The sequence below is a fragment of the Desulfitobacterium sp. LBE genome (assembly GCF_007830365.1).
Classification (GTDB): domain Bacteria; phylum Bacillota; class Desulfitobacteriia; order Desulfitobacteriales; family Desulfitobacteriaceae; genus Desulfitobacterium; species Desulfitobacterium hafniense.
Map to the genome: position 1 here is coordinate 829,143 of NZ_VLKD01000001.1, position 11,415 is coordinate 840,557.

General features: G+C 45.8%; 12 protein-coding genes and 2 riboswitches. Of the genes, 1 reads left to right on the plus strand and 11 read right to left on the minus strand.

Going from position 1 to position 11,415, the window contains the following annotated elements:
* Positions 1-154: 154 nt before the first annotated feature.
* Positions 155-336: riboswitch (cobalamin riboswitch) on the minus strand.
* An 83-nt stretch (positions 337-419) separates the two neighbouring features.
* Positions 420-603: riboswitch (cobalamin riboswitch) on the minus strand.
* A 50-nt stretch (positions 604-653) separates the two neighbouring features.
* From DESLBE_RS04130 to DESLBE_RS04170, 9 genes are all read right to left on the minus strand, one after another.
* Positions 654-1,451: a hypothetical protein gene (locus DESLBE_RS04130; RefSeq protein WP_018212854.1), complete on the minus strand. Its 798-nt coding sequence runs from the start codon at positions 1,449-1,451 to the stop codon at positions 654-656.
* A complete protein-coding gene (locus DESLBE_RS04135; protein ID WP_005816590.1) occupies positions 1,445-2,143 on the minus strand; it encodes an ABC transporter ATP-binding protein in 699 nt (232 codons plus the stop codon). The genes DESLBE_RS04130 and DESLBE_RS04135 overlap by 7 nt, the downstream gene beginning before the upstream one ends.
* On the minus strand, positions 2,140-2,511 hold the full coding sequence (locus tag DESLBE_RS04140; protein ID WP_005816592.1) for a GntR family transcriptional regulator: 372 nt from the start codon (positions 2,509-2,511) through the stop codon (positions 2,140-2,142). Before DESLBE_RS04140 ends, DESLBE_RS04135 begins: the two co-directional genes overlap by 4 nt.
* 213 nt (positions 2,512-2,724) lie before the next feature.
* Positions 2,725-3,927: an RNA-splicing ligase RtcB gene (locus tag DESLBE_RS04145; protein ID WP_015944085.1), complete on the minus strand. Its 1,203-nt coding sequence runs from the start codon at positions 3,925-3,927 to the stop codon at positions 2,725-2,727.
* Positions 3,928-4,023: 96 nt separating this feature from the next.
* The gene (locus tag DESLBE_RS04150; RefSeq protein WP_005816594.1) at positions 4,024-4,536 is read right to left on the minus strand and encodes a flavin reductase; all 513 of its coding nucleotides are present in this window, start codon (positions 4,534-4,536) and stop codon (positions 4,024-4,026) included.
* A gap of 14 nt (positions 4,537-4,550) precedes the next feature.
* Entirely contained in the window at positions 4,551-5,198 is a 648-nt protein-coding gene (locus DESLBE_RS04155) for an HD domain-containing protein (protein ID WP_018212856.1), read from the minus strand.
* A 135-nt stretch (positions 5,199-5,333) separates the two neighbouring features.
* The gene (locus DESLBE_RS04160; protein ID WP_144675220.1) at positions 5,334-6,512 is read right to left on the minus strand and encodes a hypothetical protein; all 1,179 of its coding nucleotides are present in this window, start codon (positions 6,510-6,512) and stop codon (positions 5,334-5,336) included.
* Between the two features lie 78 nt (positions 6,513-6,590).
* Complete coding sequence (locus DESLBE_RS04165) at positions 6,591-7,577, minus strand: CYTH domain-containing protein (RefSeq protein WP_144675222.1); 987 nt, start codon at positions 7,575-7,577, stop codon at positions 6,591-6,593.
* Between the two features lie 162 nt (positions 7,578-7,739).
* Positions 7,740-9,092 carry an IS4-like element ISDha5 family transposase gene (locus DESLBE_RS04170; RefSeq protein WP_005808317.1) on the minus strand — a complete coding sequence of 451 codons (1,353 nt, stop codon included), beginning with the start codon at positions 9,090-9,092 and terminating at the stop codon, positions 7,740-7,742.
* 204 nt (positions 9,093-9,296) lie between these two features.
* Between DESLBE_RS04170 and DESLBE_RS04175 the strand changes: the two genes are divergently transcribed.
* Positions 9,297-9,671, plus strand: coding sequence for a hypothetical protein (locus DESLBE_RS04175; RefSeq protein WP_144675224.1), 375 nt, complete (start codon positions 9,297-9,299; stop codon positions 9,669-9,671).
* Positions 9,672-9,787: 116 nt separating this feature from the next.
* Here the strand turns inward: DESLBE_RS04175 and DESLBE_RS04180 are convergent, their stop codons facing one another.
* Together DESLBE_RS04180 and DESLBE_RS04185 are read right to left on the minus strand one after the other, a co-directional pair.
* Complete coding sequence (locus tag DESLBE_RS04180; protein ID WP_018212860.1) at positions 9,788-10,372, minus strand: cytochrome c3 family protein; 585 nt, start codon at positions 10,370-10,372, stop codon at positions 9,788-9,790.
* 60 nt (positions 10,373-10,432) lie between these two features.
* Positions 10,433-11,359 (minus strand): hypothetical protein, encoded by a 927-nt coding sequence (locus tag DESLBE_RS04185; RefSeq protein ID WP_144675226.1) that lies wholly within the window; start codon positions 11,357-11,359, stop codon positions 10,433-10,435.
* Positions 11,360-11,415: the final 56 nt, after the last annotated feature.

Consider the following 11,415-nt stretch of genomic DNA (forward strand, 5'->3'; position numbering starts at 1 on the left):
ATTTTAATAGCATGTTATATCAACTGGAATATGGATATTTCGCTATCCATTTTCACCTCCTTATGGCGAAAGAGTCTCCCCAATAATAAATCTCCCTGCAATGATGCAGGGAGAACTTACCTTGAACAAGCCTAAAAAAGCCTTACTAGTGTACTTAATCAGCTTTCTAAAAGGCAGGTCTTCTGGCTCTCGTGTCATCCTCCTCCCACGCCTTCCCATCTCTAAAAAAGACAGTGACATTCTGGGGATTCGTCTCCGATTACAGCGGCGGATCCGCACCGGACTTATACCGGTTTCCCTATTCTCCCTATGGGCACCTTAAGCTATGTATTCGGTTTTAAAGCAAACAAAACCCATTTTCGCTAAGAAAATGGGTTAAAGCACAAGTGCAACCGTCATATCCCTTTTTCCGCGAAAGGCGTAGACAACCAGTATTAGGCAGGTTTCCTGACTTGCGGGTCTTTGCTTTCTTTCTCCTTCCCGGATAAAACCAGTGGTTATAAAAGAAGCTCTCCGCATACAGTGGCGCGACCGTCCAGGAATTTCACCTGGTTCCCTATTATCCTCCGATAAATCAGAGGCACCTAAAAACTGAATATTTAATTCACTTATATTGTTTATAACATATATTATGACAATTAACAACCCAAAGATCACTCGAGATTCAAACGCTTCTTCAAAATAGTATTGGTGATGGCGAAGTAAGCAGCCGTGATCAGTGCCGACTCAATCAGTATGAAGGCAATGAAAAGGTGGATCTCCGTGTGCATAGTGAGAAAATTCCCCGGGGTAATATTCCAGGCATTGCCATGCCCTATTATAAAACCAATCCCCATGCTGATCATTTGGGTTAAGGTATTGAGTCCGATAAAGGCAGCAAAGGAGGCCAGAATACGGTGCTGATTAAACAGGTGGCCAACAGCAATCGAGGCGTAGAGGATTAAAATGGCCGATGCCAAAATGAGGAAGATCCCGATCACAGCCTCGACGGAATACAAATAAACCGATGTGCCCAGATAACCCCATAATGTGCCAAAGAGTTGGGTCAGCTCCCTCATAATGTGCTCCCAGTCCCCTGCTTTTAAAGCGATGAGTATGATGGAGAGCATGGCCACGAAGAAACTGATCACTAACCAAAACATGGAGATCAGCATCTTACAGACAATGTGCTGCCAGGGTTTGACAGGGAGAGTGAACATCAGGTAGCCTTCTTCAGAGAGAAGATTCTTATAGAAACGCTGAATCGTCATAATCAAGGTCATAACAAAGATACCGGCCATGATAAAAATATAAACAGCCATACTGATGACCGCCGGAGCCTGCCAGTGGTGGCTGGAACTTACTCCCAGCATGAAGCGGTTAATCAGGGCGAAAACCAATAAAGCCAGGTATAAGGGCAGGAAAACTCTTCCTGTGGCTTTCAACTCATATTTCATCAACTTACTTAGCATTTGAACACCTCCCGGAATAAGGCATCGACGGATTTACCTTTTTCACTGCGGATTTCATCCACTGTGGAGGTCAAGACAACTTGACCTTGATTGATAAAGACAACATAATCGAGGATATTTTCAATTTCAGAGATAAGGTGGGTGGAGATGAGAACAGTTCCCTTTTCATTGTAGTTGCTGAGAATGGTTTTCAGGATATAATCCCGGGCTGCCGGGTCCACTCCGCCGATAGGCTCATCTAAGAGGTAAAGATCCGCTTCACGGCTCATGACCAGGATGAGCTGAACTTTTTCTTTGGTGCCCTTGGACATGGTCTTAAGTCTGTCATGAGGATTGATGTTGAGGTTTTTCAGCATCTCGAAGGCCTTTTCCGGCTTGAAATCCTCATAAAAGTCCTGGAAGAACTCAATGATTTCGTGAACTTTCATCCAATCATTGAGGTAAGTTTTTTCCGGGAGATAGGAGATTATTTTCTTGGTCCCGATACCCGGCTTTTGGCCATCGATCAGAATCTCGCCCCCGCTTGGGGTGAGCAGCTCATTGGCCAGTTTGATCAGGGTGCTTTTCCCGCTGCCGTTAGGTCCTAAAAGGCCCACGATCTGACCCCGTTCCAAAGTTAAGTTAATCGTGTTCAGGGCCACCTTGGTGCCGTATTTCTTGGTCAGCCCCTTGCATTCCAGGATTGGGTTCATTTCTTCATCTCCTCTGCCATAGTGTTGATGATGGTTAGGATCTCTTTTTGTTCAAAGCCCATCATTTTCATTTTTTCCAGAAATTCAGCAATTTGTTCTTTGGCTACTTGGGTTTTGGCCATCTCTACCATATGCGCATCCTCCGTTACCGATCGACCGCTGGTGCGGTGGGTTATAATCAATCCGTCCTCTTCCATTTTGGCTAAAGCTCTTTGCATAGTATTGGGGTTAACAGCCGCCTCTTGGGCCATATCCCGGACCGAAGGCAGTTTTGACCCCAGAGGGTATGCTCCGGAGAAAATCTTCAGCTGAATCTGCTCAATTAACTGGGTGTAAATCGGTCTGTCCGTCTTTAAATCCCATGACATGGTCTCACCTCTTGTCTCAGTGTATTATTGTATTAATTTCTTAATACAATAATACACTATTCTCTCTCGATGTCAAGATAGGTTATATACTTTGTTCCATCATTATATTAATAAGCAAGTGAACGGCAGTAAAAAGCCATGATCGGAAGGATAGTTCTCCCAATCATGGCTTAACTTTTCATGGCTTTACTTTATACTGAACTGAAGTCTCGTTCAATCCGCTGCTTTAAAATTATAAACCGGCTTAATCTGAGCCACGATCTCCACCGTATCGTGGATGTTTTTGATGATATCTTCCATGGGCTTGTAAGCTAAGGGGCATTCATCCAAAGTTTCTTTGTTGACCGATGTAGAGAATACCCCTTGCATCATTTCTTTATATTGGGTCAAGGTCAGGGAACTGCGGGCTTGGGAGCGGCTCATGAGGCGGCCGGCTCCGTGCGGAGCTGAATAGTTCCAGTCCGGGTTGCCTTTGCCGATACAGATCAGGCTGCCGTCCCGCATGTTGATGGGAATCAGGAGCCGTTCATCCTTTTGGGCTGAGACTGCGCCTTTGCGCAGAATCATGTGCTCTGTATCAATGTAATTATGAATGGTCGTGAACTGGTCCACGGCCTTGAGTTTCATCCCTTTAAGTATTTCATCCGCCATGGCTTTCCTGTTTAGGGCCGCGAAATGCTGGACAATTTTCATATCGTGGATATAGTCCTGAAAAAGTGCTCCCGAAGCATAGGCTAAAGCCTTGGGAACATCCGTTAGGACCTCTGCCTTTTTCCGTCTGACCTCTTTGGGAATTTCCTTATCCCGCCCTGCGGCTTTCAATTCGGCGATCAATCCTTCGATATCGGCCTTTGTGGACTTATTTAAAGCCCGATAAGCCTCCTCTTGATACAGCTTAGCTACTTCATTGCCTAAATGGCGGCTCCCTGAGTGAATTACTAAATAATAAATTCCCCGGCTGTCTTGATTGATCTCGATAAAATGATTGCCCCCGCCCAGAGTACCGATGCTTCTGCGGGCACGGGTTAAATTGACTTCCCTTTTGCATTTGAGATCATCCAAATCAATACTCTCATGAAAACGGTGCTCCTTATTGCGGATATTAAAGCCGCTGGGAATTTTCTCATAGATCAGCTTATCCAGTTTTTGCAGTTCAAGGTGTGAACCTTCAAGCTGGGTTACTTCCATGCCGCACCCTATATCCACACCGACCAAATTAGGCACCACTTTATCTTTAATGGTCATGGTCGTGCCAATGGTACATCCCACACCGCTGTGAACATCAGGCATGATGCGAATCTTGCTGTCCTTGACAAATTCTTGATCGCATAAGGTTTCGATCTGTTGGCTGGCTCCTGCCTCCATCGTCTCGGTGAAGACCAAAGCGTGATTGTATTGACCCGTGATCTTGATCATGGTTTATCCTTTCGCAGCTTACTCTTAACACTCTGTCTTCTATTTGAAGAATAGTACAGACAGCTTCCAATCGGAGTAAAGGTGACGGCAAACAAATTATGCTTGGACAAGAATTCTTTCGATCTCTACTACATACATGGTGTGATAATCTTTCAGGGGATAATTCTTTTCATCCAGGCCCTCCACACTAAAGCACTCAGGTTTTAGTTCCTGGGCATAGAGCTTCTTGCCGAAGAGTGTCATGTTTGCTTCTTCAAAATAGGGAGTTCCATCACCTGCTTTGAGCACGGTTAAGCCGGATTCTTTAATCTTCTCCACATCTCTCCCGGATACACGTCCCAAATAGCCCAGCTGTTTTTTGTAAGAGCCGGGGAAAAAGGATAGAGACAAGGTAGTGGAACCATCCACAAACTCCTTGGTGTAGCGTGTGGGGCGAATAAAAATATAAGCTACATTCTTATTCCACAATACCCCAAAACCGCCCCAGGAGGCTGTCATGGTGTTGACTTTTTCATCTATGCCGGCGGTAATAAGCATCCATTCTTTGTCCAAAAGCTGAAAAGGGCTATGTACAAATTGTTCCGGGGTAATCTCTTTAAATTCGCGCATTTTACAAATCTCCTTTAACCTTGAAGTATTTCCATACACCGTACTAAGAATTTCTCTATGGTCTGCTCTTCTTCCTGCTTTTTTTGAGGAGTCATTTCACCTCTTCCTAAACGGTCGCAAAAACCAAGCAGGGCTATTTCCTCAATAGAAACTTCCGCGGCCATTTTTTTAACATTGGCAAAGGGCAGGCCTTTGACGACAAAGAGAATCTGCATATGCCAGCGGACCATTTTGGCGACTTGGTGGATGAATCGTTCATCCCGGGTTAACTCCCGGAGGAATTGGCCGGTCAGCTTCTCCCCCACTGCATCATGATCATAGGAAGTGATCCGCCCTTTGCGCATACGGGTGGTGGGGGCTTTGCCCAGGTCATGAAGCAAGGCGGCCCACATCAACACCTGGGGGTTTTTGCTGAGATGTTTTCTCTCCGCCGCGTTATCCAGAACCATCAGGGTATGATTCCAAACACTGCCTTCAGGATGATGCTTTGGAGATTGAGGGGTATCCTTCAGCGCTCCCAGCAGAGTAAAAGGATATTCAGTCTCAATTATTCCTGCCTTGTTTAATTCTATTATGAAGTTTGACGGTTTATTATCATTCATGAGGTGATTGTCGATTTCCTGAAAAGTTAGGCTTGGCATAGTCATTTCCCCTCGAATCATTTGATCTTTTTCCTACCTGCCTTTTAGTTTACCCAAAACAGGCAGGATATGTTGAAAAAGACCTGGCCGTTCAGCCAGGTCGGTACGTAATCCGTATGTGTTTCCAACGGGATTCCAACAGAATATCTTGACTGCTCAGAACGAATCGTCCATGATTTCGGGATAGGTTAAGACCATTCCTGTCACTTTATGGTCGGGCTTGATTTGGCGCGGATACTGTGCGGGAGCTGTATCAAAATTAAAAGCTAAGGCAGCGGCGCCTTCCACCTTGAAGATGCCATAGAGGGTTCCGCCATGAATGCTTTCCGGCTCTACATACTTAGAGCGATAGGCGGCGAATACTTTTTCCGCCTTATCTCCCACCTTAACACCTAAATCCGTAACGGCTTGAGGGGATGTGGCATTGATCTCCAAGACTTTCCCTGAATCCGCCCCGATAAAGACCTTGATTCCTTCGTAATCCCAACGGTAGACCGGCTCAGGAAAATGTCCCGTTTCGCCGCTGGGTGCTGTTTCCTGATAGTTCTTCCCTAAGGCTGCCATCACCTGTTCTCTGGTATCCCCCAGATGGACACCGGAAATACTGGGGCGGATGTTTTGGGTGCTCTTCTTTTGGGTCTTCTGCCCGGGAATGTCTTCTTCAGTATAGTTGATATTCCCCTCCTGATCCCAGGACTCTACCCTATAGTAAGTGTCTTTCGCTTTCCAGAGATAGTCGCTGTCCTGATCGCCTAGAGTATAGATTTCTAAAAAGCCCCAGGTTTCGCCATACTCATGGAATTCATTGCCGTAAGCGATAGCTGTGCTGTCCGGTTTCCAGACAGGGGTATCCATGCTCTTGGGTTTAAAAGGGCTTTCCTGCAAGGTCTCAGCATTGACAATGCTGTTGATGGCTCCTTCAGCCAATTTCTCGCTGATGATAAAGTGCTTGCTGTCAGGAGACCAGGATAAGCTGCGGACTGTGGGCTGAACATCCCTGACAAACCGAGCCTCTTCTTTCCCGATCTGCCAAAGGTAAGCTTCGTCCAGGCCCTTTTTACTGGCACCGCCAGGCTGGATATAGAGCACTTGCTCCTGGTCGGGAGACCAGGTGATCTGGAAAATTTCCTGATTGGCATTCAGGGCGGATTCAATCTTCTCCCTGGCTTTACTCTTTTGTTGGTCAGTTAAATCGGCCGAATCAGGCTCCTTTGAGCCTGCCTGATCGACGGGCTGCGGATCGCCCTTGCTTTGACCGGGAAAAGCGGAGCAGCCCGTTAAGATTAAAGATAAGCCAAGGGCAACTATTCCTGCCGTTTTAGTTAGTTTATTCATAAGCTCCTCCTCAGACCATTTACTGCGCTTGCCAAATATATAGACGTAAGCCCACAGAAAATTCTGTTGCTGCGAAGCTTAAATTTCAGAGGACATGAGTCCCGCAAGCATCAGGCCCCGTTGATATTTGCTTCGCTCTTCAGGGGTTAGCCGATAGGCTTCAGAAAGGGCCTCTCCTAATCTCACCACATCCTCCACTTGACCGCTTTTAAGTTCAAGTTCAAGCTCGCAGATAGATTCCCTTCTACTGCCTGCTACGATCTCCCCGATATCCAGAGCTAACTCAATGCGGCTGCCGTCCTGGCCGATGAGGTCAAGGGTGCTGCGTTTAAAGCGGGTGCAGAATATGGGGAGAAGTTCTTCATCTTTAATAAGGCTCTCCAACTCCCGGCCTATGGCCAAATCCAGAAAAGGCTCCAGCGTGGGGGCATTCTCCGGTAGTTGCCGATTCCATTCACTTCTTATGGACAGCCCCTTCCGGGAAGAACCGAATCCTTTGATAGCAGCGATATACATCCCTGCGAAATTCCGTATCCTGTAACATACTTGATGATTGATGAGCAGATGGCTGGGAGTGTCATAATAGGTTGTCTCATATTCCCTGACCCGGAGCTGGAAATCCCGGCTTAACTCCTTAATTAAAGGGTCCTGAAGTATCATCTCCCCCAGTTGGGGATTAGGCACCTTGAGTTTTAGTTCAATTTCCTGAAATTCCTGAAATTCTTGAGCCGTTGCCGTGTTTTCCCGGCACTCTCCAGTATCCGCAACAGCCCCGCAGCCTTTCGGGACCTCCTTAGCTTTCCCAACCTTCAGCTCCTGAGCAATATAGGTTATGGCTTCCTCAAGAGCATGCTGGTATGCAAAAGGCAAAGCCTGTACTTTTTCCTGTATTTGTATGAAAGCCTGGAGATGAGCCTTTAGAGCGTATCCATCATTGCTATAACAGGAGTCTACCAACAAGCTCAAATCATGAGCTTCTTTCGTTTGTCCCTTTTGCATGAGATAGTCATAGAGAACAAGAGCAAATTTAAAGACGTCGGATTGATTGGCAATAGCAAGACTCATAGAAATTTCTCCTCGTTTACTTTTTTGGACAAATAAGAGTATGACAATTAAGAGTATAGATTATTTTAACATCCTACGATGGGAATATCTATGGAAAGGAATTTACCTTGAATAGTTGTCTGAATTTTGAAGGAATTTCCTTAAAAATGTTTAATTATTATCTCAACTTTCGCACCCCAGTTGAGGGAATAGAGCCTTGATATAACTGGGTAATGCAGCAATCCACTTTTGTAATTGACTGAGTGATTCGTTATTCTCTGGTTTATTGGGTAGTAGATTAAGAACAAACGTCATTAACTGACGTAGTGCTGTTTTCAAGTCTAAATCCATAACCTCATCAGCAAAAAGATAAAAGAGTCCCCCAAGAGAGCGTTCATCATTGTTTTCTCTTCGTTCCCACTCCAGGATGAGGTAACGGGTAAAGACTATGGTTGTGTGACTAACCATCATATCGAAGGATCGGCCCTGAAATTCAGTTCCTAGCTTCAAATGCGATTTGGCCATTTTGAAAAACGTTTCGATACTCCAACGCATCCCGTAAATTCTTACGACTTCAGTAGTTTCTAAGGAAAGATCGGTGGTTAAGATCGCTAACCACTCTCTTCGGTTGTTTCGATTCTGGACGAAAACAACTTTTAAAGCTAAGCCTGAAGGGGTATGAACACGCACTGAACCCAGTATTTCTGCTTTCGGGTTCTTTGGGACTCTCGCGTAGAGCTCTCGTAAACTGAGTGATTTTCCTTCAAAGAGATAACGCTGCTTAAGTTCTTTAACCATTCCAATAACGTGAAGCTCCTTATCCCTTAGCTTTTGCAAAAGTGGAGCATGGGTAAACCAACTATCCATTAGGACGTAATCCGCTGAGAATCCGGCTTTGAGAGCTCGTTCAAGCATTTGAACCACGGTGTCCGGTTTAGGGCTCATCGCTTCCAGGCGACGCTTATAGCCTACGGAGCGTTTGTCTAAGTCCTCTCTCATTTCACAAAGACGATTTTTAGCTTTTGCAGAACTCATCAATGTAAAATCAAGGGGTGCGAAGCTGAACCCGTCAGACCAGCCCAAGGTTAGTAAGGTGTAACCGCGAACAAAGCGGCCCGAAACATGGTCAAACACTCGGGCTAAGAGTTCAACTTTCTTGCTTCGTTCGCGCTCCATTACAGAATCATCTACGATAAAAACACGGATACGCTGCGCAGAGGTGAGCTTTTCAAAGCGTCCGACCATCTTGAGGCTGAGTAACTGGTAAAAACGCCTCCAGTTATACCGAGAGTCATTGAGAAACCGATAAACAACATCTTTACCTGGAAGAGATTCTGCCCGGCTTCCTTCTAACAGCCGAAACAGATTTCGACCTTGAAAAACGAGTTGGAAAATGATTTGGAAGACAACGAAGCTTGAAACCCCATAGGACTTGCGGATCCCAGCGGCTCGAAGCAGCTGACTAAGCTTAAGGGAAGAAAAAATTAAAGAAAGCTGATTTTGATGCTGTTCAGGCAGAGAGTTGTGTTGTAACATGGAGATACGCACCTTTCTGTTTTGGAAATTATGGTTGTTTGGTCACTTCCATTTTACCAATTCGAAAGGTGTTTTTCTGTCAATGAACAAAATATTTTTAGCCTAATCCAGTAGTAGACTGAGTTTGAACAGATTTTCGCGCTGCGAAAGTTGAGTTATTATATTTAGGTTATATATTAATTTTTATTTAAGGAGGAGTGCTCTATGAATTGTGAACGATGCGGTGATCTCATCCCTGACGGTGAAAGCTTTGACCATCGAGGCAAGGTCCTTTGTGAAGATTGCTATATAGGTGCTCTGCAACCGCCCAAGTCCTGTGATGTAGCCGCAGTCCATTCCGCCAAAACCCATCGCCAGCTCTCCGGAGAGAGCGGGGCCGATGGGCTTACCGAACTCCAATCCACTATGTATAACCGAATTAAGGAGAGCGGAAAGCTTACCCGGCCTGAGTTGATGACTTTGTTTAACCTGAAGGAATGGGAGCTCGATAAACAGATTGCCATATTAAGACACTGCGAGTTGATTAAAGCCCGTAAAATAGGCGAGCAGATCTATATTGTACCTTTTGAACTGGAATAGATGAATAGAAAGTCATGTTAAGAATAGCTTCCATTAAGAAATAAAAATGAGAAACAAAAACAGAGTGAGGCATCTCCATTTTGGAGATAGTCCTGACTCTGTTTTGCCCATGTATATCAGTGGCATGTGTAGCAAGTAAGCTCGCCCGTATGATGACAACTTAAACATTCGGCTCTATTGTCGTATTCCTTATGCATTTTATGGCATTTATAACACTCTACATCAGCATCATGGTTTTCATTGGGGCGAACATGGGGATTGGCATAACCGCCATCTTTCTTAGGCAGTACGGTGCTGTCTGCCGTAAGAGCGGCTATCTCTTCATAGGAACCATGGCACTGGAAGCACATCTCTTTGGGCATTCTTACGGTGATATTGCCGGGGACTGTTGTGGCGCCTTGATGGGCTTCCTGAAGGGTTTCCAAGCCATGACAGTCCACACAGTTTTGTCCTTCCTGAGCATGAGCCGAGATGGTAAGCTTGGTGTTCTGCATAGATTCTACATTGCTGGCATGGCAGAGAGCGCAGTCCATATCCGGTGTCCACCAATCCTTGGTGTCCGTCGCCGGTGCAGTGGGTTCTCCTGTGGTCGGTGGTGTTGGAGTTTGTGCGGTATCCGTGGTTTGGGGAGGAGTATCCGCAGTGTTTGAACATCCGGCAATCACGCCGATAACCAGAAACATGATGATAAGTGCCATCATCCGTAATCGATTCTGTCTTTTCAGTTTAACCACTCCTTAGGAATGAAGATTTTCTTTTGGCTACAATATTGGGCAATATTCCAGCTCTGCCTTGATCGTGATTCCTTTGCTGATCACAAAGGAAGTCTGAAAAGACAAGAAATCATCTTTGGTTACATACAATTCCTGCCTGCCCTCAGGCACTTCTAATACGGCCACCCCATTGGTATCGGTGGTTGCTTTGTATAAGCCCAGCATCACATAGGCTTCAGCAATGGGGGTTTGCTCATATTTGTCGAGGACCTCAATCATGACTTGATGTTCAGAGGGCTTGGTGGTACGGCATAAAAAGGTCTCCGGGTGAGCGTGGTGTTGAATCTCCAGTTCCTGTGTGCAGCATTGGATCACCCATTTATGGAGAGTTTCTTCTTCTGGGGAAGTGAGCTCTTGTTCTGTCCAATAGACTCCATTGGTCTGGGGCAATACTGCTTCCCCCAAATGTCCGTAAACCACACGATGATTGTCATCCTCGATGACTAAAGGAAGGCCCGCCAGAGAGCAACCGGCAGAGCATTTGGCGCCAATACTGACTTTGAAGGTTTCACCCTGAGGGACCGGGGAGGGCACCCCCCAGACGTTTAAGGTGATCCGATGGGGTTTTACTATAAAGGACAATTGCCCGGAACTTCCCGCAAAAGAAGTGCCTTCCTTTTCTTGATTGGAAAAGAGCACGGTCCAAGTGTATTCGCCAGGGTCTTGGGGCGCTGGCAGTGAAAATTCATAGGTATCATTGCTTATTCCGTCAAAAACTGCCAACTCAGTTTCAGCTACACTATGATTAAAAAGATCCATGACCTGAATCCTGCAACCTAAAAGGTCGTCATGAGCCTCGCTGATCACCCTGACCTGCAGCCATAGCTCCTTTCCTGCATCTACTTCTTCAGGGCGGAGATTCAGGATTTCAATCCGGGTCTGCCGTTTTGTCTCAGCTTGTGTATAGTCTCCCATTGCACCATTCTCCTTGATGATAAAGTCGAGTCAGGAAAGAGGGCCGGAAGCTTTGG

Coding starts and splice junctions, on each gene's coding strand:
- DESLBE_RS04175 (WP_144675224.1), top strand. CDS start 9,297: ATGAATTGTGAACGATGCGGTGATCTCATCCCTGACGGTGAAAGCTTT.
- DESLBE_RS04180 (WP_018212860.1), bottom strand. CDS start 10,372: ATGATGGCACTTATCATCATGTTTCTGGTTATCGGCGTGATTGCCGGA.
- DESLBE_RS04135 (WP_005816590.1), bottom strand. CDS start 2,143: ATGAACCCAATCCTGGAATGCAAGGGGCTGACCAAGAAATACGGCACC.
- DESLBE_RS04140 (WP_005816592.1), bottom strand. CDS start 2,511: ATGTCATGGGATTTAAAGACGGACAGACCGATTTACACCCAGTTAATT.
- DESLBE_RS04145 (WP_015944085.1), bottom strand. CDS start 3,927: ATGATCAAGATCACGGGTCAATACAATCACGCTTTGGTCTTCACCGAG.
- DESLBE_RS04130 (WP_018212854.1), bottom strand. CDS start 1,451: ATGCTAAGTAAGTTGATGAAATATGAGTTGAAAGCCACAGGAAGAGTT.
- DESLBE_RS04165 (WP_144675222.1), bottom strand. CDS start 7,577: ATGAGTCTTGCTATTGCCAATCAATCCGACGTCTTTAAATTTGCTCTT.
- DESLBE_RS04150 (WP_005816594.1), bottom strand. CDS start 4,536: ATGCGCGAATTTAAAGAGATTACCCCGGAACAATTTGTACATAGCCCT.
- DESLBE_RS04185 (WP_144675226.1), bottom strand. CDS start 11,359: ATGGGAGACTATACACAAGCTGAGACAAAACGGCAGACCCGGATTGAA.
- DESLBE_RS04160 (WP_144675220.1), bottom strand. CDS start 6,512: ATGAATAAACTAACTAAAACGGCAGGAATAGTTGCCCTTGGCTTATCT.
- DESLBE_RS04170 (WP_005808317.1), bottom strand. CDS start 9,092: ATGTTACAACACAACTCTCTGCCTGAACAGCATCAAAATCAGCTTTCT.
- DESLBE_RS04155 (WP_018212856.1), bottom strand. CDS start 5,198: ATGATTCGAGGGGAAATGACTATGCCAAGCCTAACTTTTCAGGAAATC.